We start from the raw sequence: 20597 nt of genomic DNA, 5'->3' as shown, positions 1-20597 counted from the left end.
CCGATGAACGCCATTGAAAAATTGATGCGGCCGGCCCGCGTCGCCGTCATCGGCGCGTCGGCCGATCCCGCGAAAACCGCCGGACGACCCGTCGCCTACTTGCAGAAACACGGTTTCGGGGGAGACATCTACCCGGTCAATCCGCGCTATCCGTCGATTGCCGGCCTGCGCTGCTACGAGGACGTCGAATCGCTGCCGCACGCACCCGATGTCGGCATCGTGCTGCTCGGCGCCGAGCGCGCGCACGTCGCGGTCGCGGCGCTCGCGAAACGCGGGACCGCCGCCGCGATCGTGCTCGCGAGCGGCTACGCCGAAACCGGCGAGGCCGGCGCGCGCCGCCAGGCGCAACTGAAGGAGGCGGCCGGCTCGATGCGGGTGCTCGGGCCGAACACGATCGGCGTCGTCAACCTCACCGATCGCGTCACGTTGTCCGCGAGCGGCGCGCTGGACACCGACGGCTTCGCCGTCGGCGGCGTGAGCGTCGTGTCGCAGAGCGGCGGCATTCTCGGCGCGCTGCTGTCGCGTGCGGCCGATCGCGGGATCGGCCTGTCGAAGCTCGTATCGACCAGCAACGAAGTCGACCTCGACGTGAGCGACTTCATCGATTACTTCATCGATGACGAGGCGACGTCCGTGATCGCGCTGTACCTCGAAGGGCTGCGCGATCCCGCGCGGTTTCGCGCGGCCGCGCGCCGTGCGGCGCATGCGGGCAAGCCGATAGTCGCCTACAAGATCGGGCGGTCGGCGTCCGGCGCGCGCTCGGCCGTCTCGCACACCGGCGCGCTCGCCGGCGAGGATCGGATGTACGACGCGCTGTTCCGCGACGCCGGCGTGATTCGCGCGCAGACGTTCGGCGATCTGCTCGACCTGCCGAACGCCTTCGCGGCCGGGCGCACGCTGCGCGGTTCGCGCGTCGCGATTCTCACGTCGACGGGCGGCGCGGGCACGCTCGTCGCGGACAACCTCGGGCTGGCCGGCTTCGACACGCCCGAGCCCGATGCGGACACGGCTGCCGCGCTGCGCGCGCTGCAGAGCGGCGATCACGCGGTGCTCGATCGCAATCCGATCGACGTGACGCTCGCGGGCCTGCAACCCGACCTGCTGCGCCGCGCGATCCGCACGCTCGCCGACAGCCCGTCGTACGACGCGGTCGCCGTGATCGCCGGCTCGTCGAGCATCGGCATGCCGGAGCTGATGGCCGGCGCCGTGCGCGATGCATTGCCCGGCACCGACAAGCCGGTGGTCGCGTTCGTGAGCCCGCATGCGCCGGCCGTCACGCACGCGATGAACCGGCTCGGCGTGCCGGCGTTCGTGTCGCCGGAGAGCGTCGCGAGCGCGCTGGCCGCGATGCGGGACGCCGGTCGCTGGCGCGCGCGGGCGGCCGCGGCCATCGCCGATGCCGATGCCGATGCCGCGGCAACCGGCGTCGACGTGCGGGACCTGCCGTGCGGGCCGCTCGACGAAGCGCAGGCGAAGGCGCTGTTCGCCCGCTTCGGCGTGACGCCGGTGCGCGAGCGCGTCGTGCGCGATGCGGCGGACGCCGAGCAGGCGGCACGGCACTTCGGCGATCGCGTGGTGCTGAAACTGCTGTCGAATCGCGTCACGCACAAGAGCGACATCGGCGGCGTCGCGGTCGGCGTGGACGCCGATGCGATCGGTGCGCGGCTCGAACGCATGCGCGACGACGTCGAGACCGGCGCCGGGTTTGCGCCGGATGCGTTCCTCGTGCAGGAAATGGTCGCCGGCGGCGTCGAAATGATCGTCGGCCTGCATCGCGACCCGCTGGGCACCGCGATCCTGCTCGGGATGGGCGGCGTGACCGCGGAGATTTTCAACGACACGGTGTTGCGGATGCTGCCGGAGGACGCGCCGCTGTCGCGCGACGACGCGCTCGACATGATCCGCGCGCTTCGCACGTGGCCGCTGCTCGACGGCTATCGCGGCCGCCCGAAGGCGGACGTCGACGCGCTCGCCGACGCGCTCGTCGCGTTTGCACGGATGGCGCGCCAGCTCGGTCCGCGGCTCGTCGAAGCGGAAATCAATCCGCTGTTCGTGCTCGAGGCCGGCCGCGGCGTGCGGGCCGCGGACGGCGTCGCGGTGCTGTGCTGACGCTCGGTCCGCGGCTCGTCGAAGCGGAAATCAATCCGCTATTCGTACTCGAGGCCGGCCGCGGCGTGCGGGCCGCGGACGGCGTCGCGGTGCTGTGCTGACGTCGCGCGCCCGCCTGTAACGCAGGCCGGCCCGCTACCGGCGCTGCGGCGGGCCGGCCATCAGCAGGTGGTCGGTGCCGCTCGCCGCGCGCCGCGATGCATCGCCCGATAGTCCCCTGCAACGCGCGTGCCGCACGCCGTGGCACGCGCGTTGCTACTTGCCACGGATATCCACGGATTTCCGGGCATCGACGTGAAAGGCACAACCGGCGAGATTCACATCGGCATTTCAGGCTGGAGCTACGACGGATGGCGCGGCACCTTCTATCCGAAAGGCCTGAAGCAGGCCGCCGAGTTGCAATACGCATCCGGCCGGATGCAGACGATCGAGATCAACGGCACGCACTACAGCCTGCAATCGCTCGCCAGCTGGCGGCGCTGGTACGACGAAACGCCGCCCGGTTTTACGTTCAGCGTGAAAGGCTCGCGCTATCTGACCCACATGCTGCGCTTTCGCGACGAAACGGCGACGGCCGCATGTGCGAACTTCTTCGCGCAGGGGCTCCTTGCGCTGAATGACAAGCTCGGGCCGATCCTGTGGCAATTTCCGCCATCGCTGCGTTTCGACCCCGAGCATATGGAACATTTCCTGAGCCTGCTGCCGCCCGACACCGAAGCCGCGCTCGCCCTCGCGCGACAACACGATCGCAGGGTCAAGACGCCGTATCTGCAGATCGACCGCAAGCGCAAATTGCGTCACGCTGTCGAAGTGCGTCACGCGAGCTTCGTGGATCCGGCGTTCGTGAAGCTGCTGCGCCGCCACAAGGCCGCGCTCGTCGTGTCGGACTCCACCGAGGCATGGCCGCAGTTCGAGGATCTGACCGCGCGCTTCGTCTACATGCGGCTGCACGGCACGGAAACGAAGTATTCCGGCGCGTATTCCGATGCGTCGCTCGAACGGTGGGCGCGCAGAATTACGGCGTGGCGCGGCGGCGTGCAGCCCGCCGATGCGCGCCTTGCGGCGCCGAATCTGGCGCCGCCGCGCGCCCAACGGCGCGACGTGTACTGCTATTTCGACAACGACGTGAAGACGAAAGCACCGTTCGACGCTCGGCGCTTGATGGAACGCCTCGGCCTGCATGCGCACGAAACGCTGCCGGATAAAGCGGCCGCCGCGCGACGGCAATCCGAGCGAGAACCCGAACCGCAAGGAGAAAAACGATGACTCTGCTTATCTACCTGGTCGGATGGATCATTTTCATCGGCGGCGTGGCATGGGGATTGATGACGCTGCACGTGTCGCAGCACATCATCGAGATCGTCGCCGTCATCCTGTTCGGCATCGCGGTGATCACGGGCGCGGTACGCGCACGCACCCGCGACCGGACGTAGCGCAACACACGCGCCGCCGCGGTATCGCGAACCCCTCGCCGCGCGCGGCACGGTATCACGGTTGCGCGTCGATATAGGCGGCCAGTTCTTGCGGGGTGCCCGACGGAAACGCGTTCTTGAGGTGGCCAAGCAGCGCCGACCAGATCGACGCCAGCTCCGGGCTTGTCAGCGTACTTTCATGCCGAAATGGATGGCCTACGAGATGCGCCTGATGGCCGAACGCTACGTCAGCGACGGGATGGTGCCTCAGGCCGGCGATGTCGAGCGCTTGACCGCGATCCTCGGCCGCCCGCTGCACGCGTACCGCGACTTCGCGGCAGCGCTGGTCCGCTGAGCGCGGCGCGACGCCGCCGTGCGGCGTAACGGCGTGCGCCGTCACGGCGGCGTCAATATAATCGGCCTGACCCCCACATATCGATGAATCGGCAACGTGCCGGTTTCGATCCTGCCTACCACCCCTGGATCTGGAGACGAGATGACCCTACCCGCCGCTGCGTTCGCCGAATCGTTCGACCTCGAGGCCGCCTTCGCCGATGTATCCGAATACTGGTCGCCCAAGGTCGTCGCGCAGGTCAACGATCAGTATGTGAAGGTCGCGAAGGTTCGCGGTCAGCTCGTGTGGCACGACCATGCGAACGAAGACGAGCTGTTCTTCGTCGTGCGCGGGCGCCTGAAGATCGAGTATGAAGGCGGCCGCGTCGTCGACTTGCCCGCCGGCTCGATGCACGTGGTGCCGCGCGGCACGCAGCATAACCCGGTCGCCGACGACGAATGCTGGATCGTGCTGATCGAGCCGGTGCAGACGAAGCACACCGGCGATGTCGAGTCACCGTTGACGCGGACGATCGACGAGCAACTGGGTCAGGTTCGCTGAATTCAGTGGCCGGCGCGCCGCAGCGGCCGGATGGTGCGATGTACGACACCTGCGCCCCGCTCGCGTCAACCGCGAGCGGCCGCGACCCCGTCGAGTTCGCGCACGGCGTCGTCCGGCAACACCAGCGCGCCGGCAGCAAGATTCTCGCGCAGATGCGCGACCGACGACGTTCCCGGAATCAGCAGGATGTTCGGCGCGCGGCGCAGCAGCCACGCAAGCGCGGTCTGCATCCGCGTCGCGCCGAGCCGCGCGGCGACCGCGTCGAGCGTCGACGACTGCAACGGATTGAAGCCGCCGAGCGGAAAGTACGGTACGTAGGCGATGCCGTCGCGGCCAAGCGCATCGATCAGCGCATCGTCGTCGCGGTGCGCGAGATTGTAATGATTCTGCACGCAGGCGATGTCGCAGATCCGCCGGCCTTCGGCGATCTGCGCGGCCGTGACGTTGCTCAAGCCGATGTGTCGCACGAGGCCCTGCCGCTGCAGTTCGGCCAGCGCGGACAGCGGCGCCTCGATGGAGCCTTCGGCCGGGCCGTGCACGTCGAACATGACCCGCAGATTGACGACGTCGAGCACGTCGAGACCCAGATTGCGCAGGTTGTCGTGCACGGCGGCCGCAAGCGCGTCGGCGGAGAACGCCGGCCGCCATGAACCGTCGTCGCCGCGCGTCGCGCCGATCTTGGTGACGATCAGCAGATCGTCGCGATACGGATGCAACGCGTCGCGAATCAGCCGGTTCGTCACATGCGGGCCGTAGAAGTCGCTGGTGTCGATGTGATCGACGCCCGCTTCGACGGCTTCGCGCAGCACGGCGAGCGCCGCGGCGCGATCCTTCGGCGGCCCGAACACGCCCGGCCCGGCCAATTGCATCGCGCCATAGCCGAGGCGGTGAACGCGGCGGCCCGCCAGGGAAAACGTGCCGGATTGAACGACGGGGGACATGATCGTGCTCCTGTATGAACGAGTGAATCGCAGGTTACGCCGCGGGGCGCTGCACGATAAGCGGTCATAATGCGCACAACCTGTACGAAAAGGCGAACAATGCAAGTCGAACTCGGCGATCTGAACGCGTTCGTGGCGGTGGCGCGCGCAAAGGGCTTTCGCGAGGCTGCACGCCTGGCCGACGCGAGTGCGTCGGGGCTCAGCGAAGCGGTGCGCCGGCTGGAGGCCCAACTGGGTGTGCGGCTGCTGCACCGCACGACGCGCAGCGTGTCGCCGACCGAAGCCGGCGCGCGTCTGCTCGCACGGCTCACGCCGGCGCTGAGCGAGGTGGAGGCGGCGCTCGACGTGGTGAACACGTTCCGGGAGAAGCCAGTCGGCACGCTGAAGCTCAACGTGCCGATGAGCGCGGCGCGGCTCGTGCTGCCGTCGATCGTCCCGCGCTTTCTCAATGCGTACCCGGAGATACGGCTCGAGGTCGTGGCCGACGAAAGCTTCGTCGATATCCTCGCGGCCGGCTGCGACGCCGGCATTCGCTACGACGAGCGCCTCGAACAGGACATGATCGCCGTACCGATCGGCCCGCGTTCGCAACGCCTCGCGACCGCCGCGGCACCCGCCTATCTCGACCGGCGCGGCCGCCCCACCCATCCGCGCGACCTGCTCGATCACGCCTGCCTGCGCGGCCGCTTCGCGAGCGGCGCGATGCCGGCGTGGGAATACGAGCGCGACGGCGAAGTGGTGCGCGTGGAGCCGTCGGGCCCGCTCGTCGTGCAGATCGGCGGCGCCGTCGATCTCATCGTGGACGCGGCCTGTGCGGGGCTCGGCATCGTGCATCTATACGAAGACTGGCTTCGCCCGCACTTCGCGAGCGGCGCGCTCGAGCCCGTGCTCGACTGCTGGTGGCGGCCGTTCTCGGGCCCGTACCTGTACTACCCGGGGCGGCGCTTCGTACCGGCTCCGCTGCGGGCCTTCGTCGATTTCATCAAGACCGACGCGGGATAGAAGGGATAGAACCGCACCTCACCGCCGGTTCGAACGCGACACCACGTCGATCCACACCGCCAGCACCAGCACCGCGCCCTTGACGATCATCTGCCAGTACGCGTCGACGTCGAGCATCGACATCCCGTTGTCGAGGCTCGCCATCACGAGCGCACCGATCAGCGCGCCGTAGACGGTGCCCGACCCGCCGCGCATCGACGTGCCGCCGATGAAGCACGCGGCGATCGCGTCGAGTTCGCCCATCGTGCCGGCCGACGGCGAGCCGGCCGCGAGCCGCGCGGTATTGACGATCCCCGCGAACGCGCACATCAGCCCCATCAGCGCGAAGATCGCCAGTTTCACCCGATCCGTATCGACGCCCGACAGCCGCGTCGCCTCCAGGTTCGAACCCACGGCATAGATGCGTCGGCCGAACACGGTCTGCGTCGCGATCCACGAGAATGCGCCGAGCAACGCGAGCAGCAGCAACACGGGCACGGGGATGCCGCCGTAGCGGTCGAGCATCGCGACGAACGCGAACAGCACGGCCCCGGCGCCGACGATCTTCGCGGCGTCCTGCCACAGCGGCGCGACCGCCAGCCGGTAACGGCGCCGCGTGCCGCGCTGCCGGATGACCAGCAGCGCGACGAGCGCGAACAGCAGCAGCGCGAGGCCGTCGCCCGCCATGCGCGGCAGGTAGCCCTGGCCGATGAACACGAAGCCGTCGGACACCGGCGCGATCGTCGAGCCGCCCGTCACGCCGAGCAGGATGCCGCGAAACGCGAGCATTCCGCCGAGCCCGACGATGAACGACGGCACGCGACGGTAGGTCGACCACCAGCCGTTGAACAACCCGACCAGCACGCCGAGCGCGAGCACCGCCGGCACCGTCGCGGCGACGGGCCAGTGACGATTGACGTCGAGAATCGCCGCGACGCCGCCGAGCAGCCCGAGCAGCGAACCGACCGACAGGTCGATCTCGCCCGCGATGATCACGAACACCATCCCGCACGCGAGCATCCCGGTGATCGACATCTGCCGCAGCAGGTTCGACACGTTGCGCGGCGTGACGAACGCCCCATCGGTCAGCACCGAAAAGAACACCCAGATCGCCGCGACCGCGAACAGCAGCGCGAGCACCTTGTAGCGCACGAAGACCTGGCGCAACGGATGGCCGTGCGCGCGGCGCGCGTCGGCGTCCGGCGGCACGGCGGAAGAGGAAGACAGTTCGGTATTCATCGGGTACTCGCTGCAATGGGTTCGGCCGGACGCCGCGCGGGCGTCAGCGCGGCGCCGAGGATCTGTTCCTGCGTGAGGCCGTCGTTCACGAATTCGCCGCGCAGCTCGCCCTCGCCGATCACGAGCACGCGATCGGCCAGCCCGAGCACTTCCGGCAACTCCGACGACACGACGATGAGCGCGACGCCGCGTTTCGCGAGCGCAAAGATCAGCCGGTAGATCTCCGCCTTCGCGCCAACGTCGACGCCGCGTGTCGGTTCGTCGAGGATCAGCACCTGCGGGTCGGCCAGCAGCATCCTGGCGAGCACCGCCTTCTGCTGATTGCCGCCGGACAGGCTCGCGATCGGCAGGAACGGATGCGCAGCACGCACCGACAGCCGCTGCATCTCCGTACGAATCGCATCGAGCTCGGCGGCTGCGTCGATCCGTCCGCGCGTCGCGAAACGGCGCAGCACCGACAGCGTGATGTTGTGGCCCACGCCGAGCTGCGGCACGATCCCGTGGCGCTTGCGGTCCTCCGGCACCATCGCGATGCCCGCGCGGATCGCATCGGCCGGCGCGCGGATCGCGAGCGGCCGGCCGTTCATCCGCACGCTCGCCGTGCTCGCGCCCGGATACGCGCCGAAAATCGCCTGCATCAGCTCGGTGCGGCCCGCGCCGACGAGCCCGGCGACGCCGAGGATCTCGCCGCGCCGCACGCTGAACGATACGTCGTCGACGCGCTTGCGGCGCGGGTTCGCGACGTCGTGACAGGTCACGTTGCGTGCCTCCAGCACGACGTCGCCGATCTCGTGCGGCTCGCGCGGATACAGGTTGCGGATCTCGCGGCCGACCATCATCGCGATGATCCGGTCGGTCGTCAGCGTACTCATCGGCTCGGTCGCGACATGGCGGCCGTCGCGGATCACGGTCACGGTGTCGCATACCGCGTCGACTTCGTCGAGCTTGTGCGAGATGTACACGCACGCGACACCGCGATGCTTCAGGTCGCGCACGATGTCGAGCAGGATGCGCGTCTCGGCGGCGCTCAGCGACGACGACGGCTCGTCGAGAATCAGCAGCTTCGCGCGCTTGTTCAGCGCCTTCGCGATTTCGATCAGCTGCTGGTGGCCGCCGCCGTAGTTCATCACCGGCTGCGCGACGTTGATCGCGTCGATCCGCAGCTCGCGCAGCAGCGCTTCCGAACGCCGCACCATCTCCGCGTAGTGCATGCGCCCGCCGGGCAGCGTGATCTCGTTGCCGAGAAAGATGTTCTCGGCAACCGACAGCTCGGGCACGAGCATCAGCTCCTGGTGAATGATCACGATGCCCGCGCGCTCGGTGTCGCGCACGCCGGACGCGGCGAGCGGCGCGCCTTCCCAGCGGATCTCGCCGTCCCACGTGCCGTGCGGATAGACGCCCGACAGCACCTTCATCAGCGTCGACTTGCCGGCGCCGTTCTCGCCGCACAGGCCGACGCACTCGCCCGGACGCACGGTCAGGTCGATTCCGTCGAGCGCCTTCACGCCGTCGAATGCCTTGACGATGCCGCGCATCGTCAGCAAGGGTTCGGTCATACGTTCATCGCCTCGCAGTGCGCACGCGGCCGCCCGCCTGGCCGGCCGCGTGCCTCGCCGCCGTCGTGCCGTTACTGGCTCGCCAGCTGGGCCTGGGTGTAGAAGCCGTCCTTCACGACGACGTCGACGTTGCGCTTCGTCAGCAGCGTCGGCTGCAGCAGCACCGTGTCGACCTTCTTCTTCCCGTTGTCGTATTGCGCGTTGAACGCGGGCTTCGTGCCCTTCGCGAGATCGACCGCGAGCTTCGCGGCTTCGCTCGCGATCAGCTTCAGCGGCTTGTAGACCGTCATCGTCTGCGTGCCGGCGATCACGCGCTTGACCGCCGCGAGATCCGCATCCTGCCCCGACACCGGCACCTTGCCGGCCAGATGCTGCGCGGCGAGCGCCTGGATCGCGCCGCCCGCGGTGCCGTCGTTCGACGCGACGATCGCGTCGATCCGGTTGTTGTTCGCGGTCAGCGCGTCCTCGACGATCCGCAGCGCGGTCGACGCGCTCCACTCGGGCACCCATTGCTGGCCGACGAGCTTGATGTCGCCGCGGTCGATCGCCGGCTTCAGCACCTTCAGTTGTCCTTCACGCAGCATCTTCGCGTTGTTGTCGGTCGGCGCGCCGCCGAGCAGGAAGTAGTTGCCCTTCGGCTTCGCGTCGAACACGCCCTGCGCCTGCAGTTCGCCAACCTTCTCGTTGTCGAACGAGATGTACGCGTCGACATCCGCGTCGAGGATCAGACGGTCGTACGACACGACCTTGATGCCGGCCTTCCGCGCTTCGGCGACGACGTTGCCGAGCGTCTTCGAATTGAACGGCACGATCACGATCACGTCGACGCCGCGCGAGATCAGGTTCTCGATCTGGGAAATCTGCCGCGCCTCGCTTGCGTCGGCCGACTGCACCGACACCTTCGCGCCGAGCTTCGTCGCGGCCGCGACGAAGTAATCGCGATCGCGCGACCAGCGCTCGACGCGCAGGTCGTCGATGCAGAAGCCGATCTCGGGCTTGTCCTTGCTCGCCTGCGCGGGCGGTGCGCCCAGCGCGAGGATCGCCAGCGCGGCGGCGCCGGCAAGCGAACTCAATACGGTACGACGCGTCACGGATTTCATGTCTCCACTCCTCTCGTTATTGGACAACCTCACGAACGCCGGGCGGCCGCCGGAATGCGCCGCCCGCATCGAGTCACTGCAATGTGCAGGCATTCAGCACGTCATGCGCCCGTTGCAAACACCGGCTCGAGCGCGCGGTAAAGCGCGCGAAACGTCGGACGCCGCACGTCGCGATACCACGCATGCCGCGCGAGGTCAGGCTCGCGCACCGCGACGATCGGCGGCTGCGGGCACACGTCGTCGAGCGGCGCATCCGGTTCGAGCGCGAGATGCGCAAGGCGCGCGGCGCCCAGCGCCGGCCCCACTTCGCCGCCCGCGCGCAGCGTCAGCGCGCGGCCGCTGAGGTCGGCGAGCATCTGCGTCCAGTACGCGCTGCGCGAGCCGCCGCCGATCACCGTGATGCTGTCGGGCGCGAGCCCGGCCGCATGCAGCGCGTCGATGCCGTCGAGCAGCGCGAAGCCGACGCCTTCGAGCGTCGCGTTCGCGAGATCCGCACGCTGCGTGTCGGGCGTGAGCCCGTAGAACACGCCTTTCGCATTCACGTCGTTGTGCGGCGTGCGCTCGCCGCTCAGGTACGGCAGGAACCACGGGCGGCTTGCGCGCGCGTTCGTCTCGGCATCGTCGAGCAGCGCCGCGACGCCGCCGTAACCGGCCAGCTGCGCGCTGAAGTCGAGGCAGCCAGCCGCGTTCAGCATCACCGACATCAGGTGCCACGTATCCGGCAGCGCGTGACAGAAGCTGTGCACCGCCGATTCCGGGTTCGCGCGAAAGCCGTCCGACACCGCGAAATAGACACCCGACGTGCCGAGCGACAGCAGCGCATCGCCGGGCCGCACGATGCCGACGCCCACCGCGCCGGCCGCGTTGTCGCCGCCACCGGCCACCACCGGGATCTCGCGCAGCCCGAGCGCGCGCGCGACGGCCGGCAGCAGCGTGCCGGTCACGCGGTTGCCCTCGAACACGGTCGGCATCTGCGCGCGTGACAGCCCGCACGCGGCCAGTAGCGCGTCGTCGTAGTCGCGCTTCGCGACGTCGAGCCACAGCGTGCCGGCGGCATCCGACGGATCGGTTGCGAACGCACCGGTCAGCCGGTAGCGCAGATAGTCCTTCGGCAGCAGCACGTGCGCGATGCGCGCGAACACGTCGGGCTCGTGACGGCGCACCCACAGCAGCTTCGGCGCGGTGAAGCCGGGCATCGCGACGTTGCCGGCCACGGTGCGCAGCGCGGGCGCGAGCCGCTCGAGTTCCGCGCACTCCGCATCCGCGCGACCGTCGTTCCAGAGAATCGCGGGGCGCAGCACGTCGCCATGCGCGTCGAGCAGCGTGGCGCCATGCATCTGCCCGGTCAGCCCCAGCGCGCCGATGTCGTGCGCGTCGATGCCGGCCGCGCGTGCTTCATCGACGAGCGCGGCGAGCGCGCCGCATGCCGCGTCCCACCAGTCGCGCGGCGCCTGTTCGGACCAGCGCGGCCGCGGCCGGCTCACCGTCAGCGGGCGGCTCGCGCTCGCGCGCACCGCACCGTCGCGGTCGAGCAGCACCGCCTTCACGCCCGACGTGCCGAGATCGAGTCCGATATACATGGCGTCAGCGCAGCCCGTAGATCGCCTGGTTCACGATGTTCTCGAGCCGCTCCTGCGCGCCGCTCGCATGTCGCGGATCCACACCGCGCGCGAGCGCATCGTCCGCGAGCGACTGCAGCGTATAGCCGCCCGACAGGATCTTGCGGCCGAACGCATCGTCCCACTGCGCGTAGCGCTGCCGGCGCAGCGCGTCGAGCCGGTCGTTCTCGACCAGCACCGCCGCGCGTTCGAGCGCGAGCGCGAGCACGTCGATCGCGCCGACGTGGCCGTAGAACAGGTCTTCCGGATCCACGCTCTGGCGGCGCACCTTCGCGTCGAAGTTCATCCCGCCGGTGGTAAAGCCGCCGTGGCGCAGGATCTCGTAGAACGCGAGCGTCAGTTCCTCGACGCTGTTCGGAAACTGGTCGGTGTCCCAGCCGTTCTGCGGGTCGCCGCGGTTCGCGTCGACGCTGCCGAACACGCCGAGCGCGAACGCATTCGCGATCTCGTGATGGAACGAATGACCGGCGAGCGTCGCGTGGTTGGCCTCGATGTTCACACGGATCTCGTTCTGCAGTCCGTACTGCACGAGGAAGCCGTGCACGGTCGCGACGTCGTAGTCGTACTGGTGCTTGGTCGGCTCCTGCGGCTTCGGCTCGATCAGCAGCGCGCCCTTGAAGCCGATCCGGTGCTTGTGCTCGACGACCATCGACAGGAAGCGCGCGAACTGGTCGCGCTCGCGCTTCAGGTCGGTATTGAGGAGCGTCTCATACCCTTCGCGGCCGCCCCACAGCACGTAGTTCTCGCCGCCGAGCCGGTGCGTCGCGTCGAGCGCATGGCATACCTGGGCCGCGGCCCACGCGAACACGTCGGGGTTCGGGTTCGTCGCCGCGCCCGCCGCGAAGCGCGGGTGCGAGAACAGGTTCGCGGTCCCCCACAGCAGCCGCACGCCGCTCGCCTGCTGGCGCTCGCCGAGATAGTCGACCATCCGCGCGAAATTGGCCGCGTACTCGCGCAGGCTGTCGCCCTCCGGCGCGACGTCCGTGTCATGGAACGTGTAGAAAGGCGTACCCAGCTTCGTGAAGAATTCGAATGCCGCATCCGCCTTCAGGCGCGCCCGCTCGAGGGCGTCGCCGGGTTGCTGCCAGGGCCGCTGGAATGCGCCCTGCCCGAAGATGTCGTGCCCCGGCCATACGAACGTGTGCCAGTAGCACACGGCAATCCGCAGATGCTCGGCCAGCGTCTTGCCGAGCACGCGCTTCTCGGCGTCGTAGTGGTGGTAGGCCAGCGGGTTGTCCGACTGCGGACCTTCGTAACGAATCGCGGGAATGTGTTCGAAATACGACATGGTGTCTCCGTGCAGGCTCTTGTTGCAGCGCAACGCGCGTCGCGACGACGCACGCGGCCGAATTCGGTTGACTGGATCGTGCCCGCGCGCCTGCCGGCCGGCAATTGCGAAATTGCGCAGCACGCTTAACGTTTCTTGCCAGTTGCTGCGCGCGGCGCGCGTTCCGTCCTACAATCGCCGGACACCAGAACACCGCGCGCCACCGCCTCGGGCGCGCCCCGGAGACAACGGCACGACGCGCCCGGCGCGCGTGCCCCGACACCAGATGAACCGCGCCCCTTCCGCCCAGACACCGCACCGCATCGCGCTGCTGTTCAACGCGAACAAGGTCTACGACCGCGAGATCATCAGCGGCATCGGCCAGTACCTGCACACGACGCGCGTCGTGTGGGACCTGTTCCTCGAAGACGACTTCCGCTGCCGGCTCGCCGGCATCGAGCGCTTCGACGGCGACGGCATCATCGCGGACTTCGACGATCCGGCCGTCGCCGACGCGCTCGCCGGCTCGCCGCTGCCGATCGTTGCGGTCGGCTCGTCATACGAGGATCCGGCGCAGTATCCGGACGACGTCCCATATATTGCGACCGACAACCCCAAGCTCGTGTCGCTCGCCTATACGCACCTGATCGGCGCGGGGCTCGCGCATTTCGCGATGTACAGCCTGCCGGCCGCCCAGGAGAATCGCTGGGCGCAGCAGCGCGAGCTCGCGTTCGACCGGCTTGCGCGCGCGGACGGGCTCGACGCGCCGATCTATCGCGGCGTGTCGACGAGCGCGTCGGGCTGGGATCACGCGATCGAGCAGCTGATCGGCTGGCTGCATGCGCTGCCCAAACCCGTCGGCGTGATCGCGGTCACCGATGCGCGCGCGCGGCATCTGCTGCAGGCATGCCTGATCGCCGGCATCGCGGTGCCGGAACAGGTCGCGATCATCGGCATCGACAACGATCCGCTCACCCGCACGCTGACGCGCATTCCATTGTCGTCGGTGATCCAGGGCACCGAGGAAATGGGCCGCACCGCCGCGCACCTGCTGCACCGGATGCTGCGCGGCGCGCGTTTTCCCGGGCAGCGCATCCTCGTGCCGCCGGTCGGCATCAACGTGCTCGAGTCGACGCGCCACCAGCCGCTCGCGAGCCCGCACGTGATGCGCGCACGGCATTTCATCCGCCAGTACGCGTGCCAGGGGATCAAGACCGAACAGGTCGCCGACTATGTCGGCGTGTCACGCTCGTTGCTCGAAGAGCACTTCCGGCGCGAACTGCAGCGCACCGTGCACCAGGAAATCCTGCGTCACAAGCTCGAGGCCGCCCAGGCGCTGCTCGCGGCCCGCAATGCGTCGAGCGCGGAAGTTGCGATCCGCTGCGGCTTCACGTCGCTGCAATACATGTATGCGGTGTTCCGCCGCGAACTCGGCTGCACGCCGCGTGAATACCAGGAACGCACCGCGCCTGCCCACTGAATTCACCGCCCACGAGCGAACCCACTCATGCCTATCGATACCGCCACTTCCCGCCCGGCAGCCGACGTCGGCCGCATTCCGTCCGAGCCGTGGGGCGCGCCGCCCGGCGGCGATCCGGTGCGGCGCTTCACGCTGCGCAACGCGCACGGGATGCGCGTCGTCATCAGCGATCTCGGCGCGACCGTCGTGTCGTGGCTCGCCCCCGACCGCACCGGGCGCTTCGCCGATATCGTGCTGGCCCATGACACGCCGGCCGACTACGTCGAATCAGGCGCATACCTCGGCGCGACGGTCGGCCGCTGGGCGAACCGGATCGCGGCTGCGCGCTTCACGCTCGACGGCGTCGACTACACGCTCGACCGCAACGAGAACGGCAACCTGCTGCACGGCGGCGCGAGCGGCTTTCATCGCGCGCGCTGGGACGTGATCGACGACCACGGCGGGTTGACGCTGCGGCTCGATTCGCCGGAAGGCGATGCCGGGTTCCCCGGCAACGTGAGCGTGCAGGTGCGCTACACGCTCGACGACGACGGCACGCTGACGATCGACTACACGGGCGTGACGGATGCGCCCACGCCGTTGAACCTGACGAATCACAGCTACTTCAACCTGAGCGGACGCGCGGGCAGCGACGTGCGCGGGCATCTGCTGCAGATCGACGCCGATGCGTTCGTCGAAGTGGACGACGCGCTGATCCCGACCGGCACGGCCGACGTGACGGGCAGCGCGTTCGATTTCCGGCAGAGCGCGCCGATCGGCGCGCGCCTCGACTGGCCGCATGCGCAGCTCGCACGCGGGCGCGGCTTCGACCACTGCTACGTGCTGCGCGACCCTGGGCGCGGCGTGCGGCCCGTCGCGGCGATCTACGATCCGGAAAGCGGCCGGGAGCTCGCCGTGTCGACGGATCAGCGCGGGCTGCAGCTCTATACGGGCAACTATCTGGATGGCGTGCGCGCAAGCGGCGGCGTGTCGTGCGTGCAGCATGCGGCGCTGTGCGTCGAAGCCGGGTTCTTTCCGAACCAGGTCAACATGAACGCGCTGCGCGACGAAACCATCCTTCAGCCGGGCGACACCTATCGGCAGACGACCAGATATCGCGTCGGCGTTCGCGCGTAGCGGTTACTGCGGCGGATCGCTGCCGACCGCCGTGCCGGTTCCTCCCACGCGGCCGTTCCGGTGCGCGCATGCCCCGTGCGCCCGTCCGTCGCGCACCGATCGTCGCGCCGCTCACGCCCAAGCGCGCCGCATGAACGGCGAGCGAGACGAATCCCTGCCGCTTCGCACTGCCTGCACGCCCGTCGCCAGATAGTAGGCAACGCACGCGTTCTTTGCGTCTGCCTCGGCGGCTGCGCTACGCTCGATCCGGCTTCATGTCGAGGCCGAAATTTAAGCGCTTAAATCACCGAAGCCCGCGATCGCTCGATCGACCGGGCTCAACCTGGAGGATGACAATGAACAGACGATCGATGTTGCGCTGGAGTGTCTCGACCGCCGCGCTTGCCTGCGTCGACCTGGCCGGCGCGTTGCCGGCCGTCGCGCAAGGCGTTGCGCGCGGCGCGGGTGGCGTCCCGTTCGCGATGGGCGCGGACGTGTCGACGCTGCCGGAGCTCGAAGCACACGGCGCGCAGTACTTCGACCGCGGGCACCCGCGCGACTGCCTGAAGATCCTGCACGCGCATGGCGTGGATTCGATCCGCATCAAGGTCTGGAACGATCCCGGCAACCCGGACTTCTTCCCCGCGAACCAGAGCGATGCGGCCGGCTACAACAATGCCGCACACGTCGTGGCGCTCGCGAAACGTGCGGCCGCGCTCGGGATGCGCATCCTGATCGACTTTCACTACAGCGACTGGTGGGCCGACCCCGGCAAGCAATACCCGCCGCATGCATGGGCCGGCAAGAATCTGGCCGATACATGCGCGCTGCTTTCGGCCTATACGACCGACGTGCTGCGCCAGCTGCAGCGCGCCGGCGTGCGGCCCGAGTGGGTGCAGATCGGCAACGAGATCACCGGCGGCATGCTGTGGCCGCTCGGCCGCTACGATCAGTGGGACAACCTCGCGCAGCTGCTGAAGACGGGCCGCGATGCGGTGAAGGCCGTCGATCCGCGCATCAAGGTAATGATGCATATCGACAGCGGCGGCGACAACGCGAAAAGCCGCTGGTGGTTCGACAGCGCGACGCAGCGCGGCGTGACGTTCGACGTGATCGGCCTGTCGTATTACCCGCAGTGGCAAGGCGCGCTCGACGACCTGCGCAACAACGCGAACGACCTCGCGGTGCGCTACGACAAGGAGCTGATCGTCGTGGAAACCGCGTATCCGTGGACCACCAGCGACGGCGACTCGGAACCGAACGCGATGACGAACACGGGCTCGACCGCGTTCCCGCCGTCACCGGCCGGCCAGGCGCAATTCCTCGCGGCGGTCGTCGATATCGTGAAGGGCGTGCCGGGCAATCGCGGCAAGGGCGTGTTCTGGTGGGAGCCGGAATGGATCCCGACGCCGGGCGTGGGCTGGAAGGTCGGCGCGGGCGATCAATGGGACAACAACACGTGGTTCGACTTCCACGGCAACGCGCTGTCGTCGCTGGACGCGTACCGGTGACGTTGACCCGTTCCGGCGCCACTGCATCACGGCATCACCGCACCGGCGCCTTGCGCGTCAGTGCGGCGCATCGAAGCGGCGCCGGGCAGGCGCCGCCGTGCCGCTTGCGTCACTCGCACCGCCCTGCTCGCCGCGCGCATCGCGGGCGAGCAGCGCGAATGCGACGAGCGCGAGGCCGCAGCAACCCGCGAACGTCGCGCGATAGCCGAACAGGTCGACACACCCGCCCGACAGCACGCCCGATGCGATCGAGCCGACGCGCGCGGTGCTGAAGAACATCGCGGTCGCGGTACCGGGGCGCGTCGGCATCAGGTCGCACACGCGCGTCATGCCGAGGCACGACGTGATCGCGACCACGCATGCGCTCAACAGTTGCAGCGGCAGGATCATCTCCACCCGCGTCACGGCGGCGAGCCCGATGAAATAGGTTGCATGCACGACCGCACACGCGGTCAGCCAGCGCGCCTTGTCGAGCCGCGTCGACCGGATGCCGAGCCACAGCATCATCGGGATCTCGAGCAACGCGGCCAGACCCAGCGCGGCCGACACGTTCGCCGGTGTGCCGCCCAGCCCGCGCACGATGTACAGCGGCAGCACGATCATCGTCGCGTTCGCGGCAAGCTCCATCAGCGTGAGCGCGACGAGCGTCCGCAGCACGGTCGCGCGCGGCGCGACGAGGACCGGTGCGGCATCGGCTGGCGACACCGGATCGCCGCCGGATGCGCTCGTCGCGACGGACCGGTGCACCTCGACCGCCGTCGGCCGGCGCACGGGCTCGGGAATGCGCGCAATGATCGCCGCGCACGCGACAAAGCCCGCGGCCGCTGCAAGAAAGAGCCCGGTAAAGCCCGTCTGCGCGAGGATCAGCGTGCCGAGCGCGGGACCGAACACCCACGCGACAGACAGCATCGTGCGCAGCGCGGCTGACGCGAGCTCACGCTGCGCATCGTCGTCGACCGGCAGCACCGCGCGTGCGAACGAAAAGATCTGCGACAGCGACACGGCGCCCGCGCCAAGCAGGATCGTGCCGGCCGCGATCACCGGCCCGTGCGCGCGCAGCACGCACAGCAGCGCGAAGCCGAGCGCGGCCGCAGCGAGCGACACGACGAGCAGCGGCCGGTGGCGGTCGCGACGATCCGACCACCGCCCGGCCCACGTGCTCGCGACCACACCGCTCGCCGCGATCAGCGTCATGAAGACGCCCGCGAGCCACGGCGACATCCCGGCCGCTTCCACGCCGAACAGCGACAGGTACGGCGCGGTAAACGACATCGCGACGCCGAGCATCAACGCCGCCGCGGACAGCGGCACGAAATGCGCGATCCGCGCGATTCGCGCGAGGCGCGCGACATGCAACCGCGGCGACGGCAACGACTGCATCGCGTCAGTCCGGCTCGACCCATGCGGCGACATCGACCGCGCCGAGTTCGGGGCCGCCGAGCACGAAGCGCGCACCGTCCGGCGCGGGCAGCATGCACGGGGTGTCGCCGTAGTTGAACGCGAACACGACGCGCCCGCGCCGGCACAAGCGCACGCCGTCAGGCAGCGCGCGCACCGGCAGTCCGGCGTCGCGCGCGCAGCGGCCGACGATCGCGCGCAACAGCGCGGGATCGAAGCAGGCGGTCGCCATCGTCACCTGGCCGTGCCGCACGAGCGCGGGCACGCCGTCGTCGCAGGCGGCGAGCACGTCGATGCGGGTGTCTGCGTCGAGATCAATGTGATCGCGCCATTTCAGCGCGTGGCCGTCGACACCGTCGAACGCGACGCCCGGCGCGAGCGACGGCCGCAGCGACTCGACCTGCGCGATCCGCACCGGCAGCACGTCACGCAGCTTGCCCGGCGCGAGGCCCGGCACGATCGCGAAGTCGGCGGTGCGGGACCCCGTGCGCGGCCCGAACAGCCAGTGCGCGTTGCCGCTCGCGGCCTGCTCGACGACGCGATCCGGCACGACCGGCAGCGTCGGCGCGACGACGAGCGCATAACGCGACACGTCGGCATCGGCCGCGACGATATCGACGTCGAGCCCCAGTTCGCGCAGCGCGCGATACCAGTCGAACGCGTGCTGCTGATAGTCGAAGTCGGCGCCGTGCGGCTGGATCCGGATCATCCAGTCGGCCGTGTAATCGAACAGCAGCGCGACGCGGGCCGGCTCGCGCGCGCCGGCGATGAGCGCGGAGTCCAGCGCGGCCAGCTCGCGTGCGACGCGCGCCACTTCACGGCCGCCGGGCGACAGCTGGTCGTCCGGTGCGTTGAGCCCCGAGTGCAGCTGCTCCTGCGCATGCGGATACTGCCGCCAGCGGAAATACGACACGAACTCCGCGCCATGCGCGAACGCTTCCCACGTCCACAACCGCACCGCGCCGGCGTGCGGCACCGGGTTGTACGGCCCCCAGTTGACGGGCCCCGCCTGTTGCTCCATCACCCACATCCGGCCGTTGCCGACACCGCGATACAGGTCGTGCGAGAACGCCGACACGTCGGGATGGCCGGTGCGTGCCCAGCGCCGCTTGTCGGCTTCATCGAGCGGCAGCACTTCGGTGCGCGGCACCGGGTAGCTGTCCCACGCGGCGACATCGAGGCCGCCGCGGGCGAACGCGTAGTGATCGAACTCGGTGAAAAATCCCATGAAGTTGTGCAGCACGTCGCGGCCCGGCGCGTGCGGACGGATCGCATCGACCTGCGCCGCATGGAACCGCGCGACCTCGTCCGACTGGTAGCGCCGGAAGTCGAGCAGGTGCGCGGGGTTCGCGTCGGTCGGCGTATGGCGTGGCAGCTCGATCTCGTCGAAGCCGCGATATTCCATGCTCCAGAACACGTTGCCCCACGCGCGGTTCAGCGCGCCGATATCGCCGTAGCGCACGGCGAGCCACGCGCGAAAACCTTCGAGCGCCGCACGCGTATAGCTCGGCAGCGTGTTGTGACAGCCGAGCTCGTTGTCGGTCTGCCAGGCGATCACCGCCGGATGCGCGCCGTAGCGTCGCGCCATCGCGTCCGCGATGCGCACGCAGTGCTCGCGATACACGGGGCTCGCGATGTCGTAATGGCGACGCGAGCCGAATTGCCACACGGCGCCGTCCGCGCCAACCGGCAGGATCTCCGGATGGCGATCGACGAGCCATTTCGGTGGCGAGGCGGTCGGCGTGCCGAGTATGACCTTCAACTGCCGGCTGGCGAGCGTGTCGATCGCTTCGTCGAGCCATGCCCAGTCGTAGCGGCCGGGTTCCGGCTCCATCCGGCTCCACGCGAATTCGGCGATCCGCACGCGGGTCAGGCCCAGTTCGGCCATGCGCCGCGCATCGCGGTCCCATTGTTCGCGCGGCCAGTGTTCGGGGTAATAGCAAACGCCGAGGTGCATCGTGGATTCCTTGCTGGAGAGTGGAAGGAGGGAGGCC

16 protein-coding genes and 1 pseudogene are annotated in these 20597 nt (G+C 69.1%); 9 read left to right on the top strand and 8 right to left on the bottom strand.

Translation table 11 applies throughout. From position 1 onward, the window contains the following. Positions 1-3 precede the first annotated feature (3 nt). The 5 genes and pseudogenes from ACVK00_RS26555 to ACVK00_RS26535 all read left to right on the top strand — a co-directional run bounded on the left by ACVK00_RS26555 (position 4) and on the right by ACVK00_RS26535 (position 4416). Positions 4-2109, top strand: a complete 2106-nt coding sequence (locus ACVK00_RS26555) for an acetate--CoA ligase family protein (protein ID WP_354123352.1) — start codon at positions 4-6, stop codon at positions 2107-2109. Positions 2110-2403: 294 nt separating this feature from the next. Further along, positions 2404-3375, top strand: coding sequence for a DUF72 domain-containing protein (locus ACVK00_RS26550; RefSeq protein ID WP_284894141.1), 972 nt, complete (start codon positions 2404-2406; stop codon positions 3373-3375). Further along, the gene (locus tag ACVK00_RS26545) at positions 3372-3542 is read left to right on the top strand and encodes a hypothetical protein (protein WP_006749684.1); all 171 of its coding nucleotides are present in this window, start codon (positions 3372-3374) and stop codon (positions 3540-3542) included. Before ACVK00_RS26550 ends, ACVK00_RS26545 begins: the two co-directional genes overlap by 4 nt. Before the next feature lie 175 nt (positions 3543-3717). Continuing rightward, positions 3718-3876: pseudogene (locus ACVK00_RS26540) on the top strand (NmrA/HSCARG family protein); the annotation flags it as partial. Positions 3877-4017: 141 nt separating this feature from the next. Further along, positions 4018-4416, top strand: a complete 399-nt coding sequence (locus tag ACVK00_RS26535; protein WP_284894140.1) for a cupin domain-containing protein — start codon at positions 4018-4020, stop codon at positions 4414-4416. Between the two features lie 65 nt (positions 4417-4481). Here the strand turns inward: ACVK00_RS26535 and ACVK00_RS26530 are convergent, their stop codons facing one another. Continuing rightward, positions 4482-5357, bottom strand: coding sequence for an aldo/keto reductase family oxidoreductase (locus ACVK00_RS26530; protein ID WP_284894139.1), 876 nt, complete (start codon positions 5355-5357; stop codon positions 4482-4484). Between the two features lie 99 nt (positions 5358-5456). Here ACVK00_RS26530 and ACVK00_RS26525 point away from each other — a divergent pair, with 99 nt between their 5' ends. After that, positions 5457-6359, top strand: coding sequence for a LysR family transcriptional regulator (locus ACVK00_RS26525; RefSeq protein ID WP_284894138.1), 903 nt, complete (start codon positions 5457-5459; stop codon positions 6357-6359). 18 nt (positions 6360-6377) lie between these two features. On the opposite strand, the gene ACVK00_RS26520 is transcribed toward ACVK00_RS26525, so the two are convergent. From ACVK00_RS26520 to xylA, 5 genes are all read right to left on the bottom strand, one after another. Then, a complete protein-coding gene (locus tag ACVK00_RS26520) occupies positions 6378-7577 on the bottom strand; it encodes a sugar ABC transporter permease (RefSeq protein ID WP_175675964.1) in 1200 nt (399 codons plus the stop codon). Beyond that, positions 7574-9133, bottom strand: coding sequence for a D-xylose ABC transporter ATP-binding protein (gene xylG / locus ACVK00_RS26515; RefSeq protein ID WP_284894137.1), 1560 nt, complete (start codon positions 9131-9133; stop codon positions 7574-7576). Before xylG ends, ACVK00_RS26520 begins: the two co-directional genes overlap by 4 nt. A 71-nt stretch (positions 9134-9204) precedes the next feature. Next, positions 9205-10233, bottom strand: a complete 1029-nt coding sequence (gene xylF / locus ACVK00_RS26510; protein ID WP_166723780.1) for a D-xylose ABC transporter substrate-binding protein — start codon at positions 10231-10233, stop codon at positions 9205-9207. Between the two features lie 101 nt (positions 10234-10334). After that, the gene (gene xylB, locus ACVK00_RS26505) at positions 10335-11813 is read right to left on the bottom strand and encodes a xylulokinase (protein ID WP_284894135.1); all 1479 of its coding nucleotides are present in this window, start codon (positions 11811-11813) and stop codon (positions 10335-10337) included. 4 nt (positions 11814-11817) lie between these two features. Further along, positions 11818-13140 (bottom strand): xylose isomerase, encoded by a 1323-nt coding sequence (gene xylA, locus ACVK00_RS26500; protein WP_284894134.1) that lies wholly within the window; start codon positions 13138-13140, stop codon positions 11818-11820. 265 nt (positions 13141-13405) lie between these two features. Between xylA and ACVK00_RS26495 the strand changes: the two genes are divergently transcribed. The 3 genes from ACVK00_RS26495 (at position 13406) to ACVK00_RS26485 (ending at position 17205) form a co-directional block, all read left to right on the top strand. Next, positions 13406-14599 (top strand): XylR family transcriptional regulator, encoded by a 1194-nt coding sequence (locus tag ACVK00_RS26495; protein WP_212117625.1) that lies wholly within the window; start codon positions 13406-13408, stop codon positions 14597-14599. 27 nt (positions 14600-14626) lie between these two features. Then, complete coding sequence (locus ACVK00_RS26490) at positions 14627-15715, top strand: aldose epimerase family protein (RefSeq protein ID WP_284894132.1); 1089 nt, start codon at positions 14627-14629, stop codon at positions 15713-15715. A 335-nt stretch (positions 15716-16050) separates the two neighbouring features. Further along, positions 16051-17205, top strand: coding sequence for a glycoside hydrolase family 53 protein (locus ACVK00_RS26485; protein ID WP_284894131.1), 1155 nt, complete (start codon positions 16051-16053; stop codon positions 17203-17205). 57 nt (positions 17206-17262) lie between these two features. Here ACVK00_RS26485 and ACVK00_RS26480 read toward each other — a convergent pair whose 3' ends face one another. Both ACVK00_RS26480 and ACVK00_RS26475 read right to left on the bottom strand, forming a co-directional pair. Beyond that, positions 17263-18585: a sugar efflux transporter gene (locus ACVK00_RS26480; protein ID WP_354123353.1), complete on the bottom strand. Its 1323-nt coding sequence runs from the start codon at positions 18583-18585 to the stop codon at positions 17263-17265. Between the two features lie 4 nt (positions 18586-18589). Continuing rightward, positions 18590-20560 (bottom strand): beta-galactosidase, encoded by a 1971-nt coding sequence (locus tag ACVK00_RS26475; protein WP_284894129.1) that lies wholly within the window; start codon positions 20558-20560, stop codon positions 18590-18592. Between the last annotated feature and the right edge of the window lie 37 nt (positions 20561-20597).

The organism is Burkholderia sp. PvR073, from assembly GCF_054055695.1.
Note: the sequence above shows the minus strand (reverse complement) of the source record. Positions and strands in the feature narration are given on the sequence as shown.

Bases quoted from the DNA above. Each gene is read 5' to 3' on its own strand.
- ACVK00_RS26555 (WP_354123352.1), top strand. From the start codon at position 4: ATGAACGCCATTGAAAAATTGATGCGGCCGGCCCGCGTCGCCGTCATC.
- ACVK00_RS26545 (WP_006749684.1), top strand. From the start codon at position 3,372: ATGACTCTGCTTATCTACCTGGTCGGATGGATCATTTTCATCGGCGGC.
- ACVK00_RS26535 (WP_284894140.1), top strand. From the start codon at position 4,018: ATGACCCTACCCGCCGCTGCGTTCGCCGAATCGTTCGACCTCGAGGCC.
- ACVK00_RS26530 (WP_284894139.1), bottom strand. From the start codon at position 5,357: ATGTCCCCCGTCGTTCAATCCGGCACGTTTTCCCTGGCGGGCCGCCGC.
- ACVK00_RS26525 (WP_284894138.1), top strand. From the start codon at position 5,457: ATGCAAGTCGAACTCGGCGATCTGAACGCGTTCGTGGCGGTGGCGCGC.
- ACVK00_RS26520 (WP_175675964.1), bottom strand. From the start codon at position 7,577: ATGAATACCGAACTGTCTTCCTCTTCCGCCGTGCCGCCGGACGCCGAC.
- xylG (WP_284894137.1), bottom strand. From the start codon at position 9,133: ATGACCGAACCCTTGCTGACGATGCGCGGCATCGTCAAGGCATTCGAC.
- xylF (WP_166723780.1), bottom strand. From the start codon at position 10,233: ATGAAATCCGTGACGCGTCGTACCGTATTGAGTTCGCTTGCCGGCGCC.
- xylB (WP_284894135.1), bottom strand. From the start codon at position 11,813: ATGTATATCGGACTCGATCTCGGCACGTCGGGCGTGAAGGCGGTGCTG.
- xylA (WP_284894134.1), bottom strand. From the start codon at position 13,140: ATGTCGTATTTCGAACACATTCCCGCGATTCGTTACGAAGGTCCGCAG.
- ACVK00_RS26495 (WP_212117625.1), top strand. From the start codon at position 13,406: ATGAACCGCGCCCCTTCCGCCCAGACACCGCACCGCATCGCGCTGCTG.
- ACVK00_RS26490 (WP_284894132.1), top strand. From the start codon at position 14,627: ATGCCTATCGATACCGCCACTTCCCGCCCGGCAGCCGACGTCGGCCGC.
- ACVK00_RS26485 (WP_284894131.1), top strand. From the start codon at position 16,051: ATGAACAGACGATCGATGTTGCGCTGGAGTGTCTCGACCGCCGCGCTT.
- ACVK00_RS26480 (WP_354123353.1), bottom strand. From the start codon at position 18,585: ATGCAGTCGTTGCCGTCGCCGCGGTTGCATGTCGCGCGCCTCGCGCGA.
- ACVK00_RS26475 (WP_284894129.1), bottom strand. From the start codon at position 20,560: ATGCACCTCGGCGTTTGCTATTACCCCGAACACTGGCCGCGCGAACAA.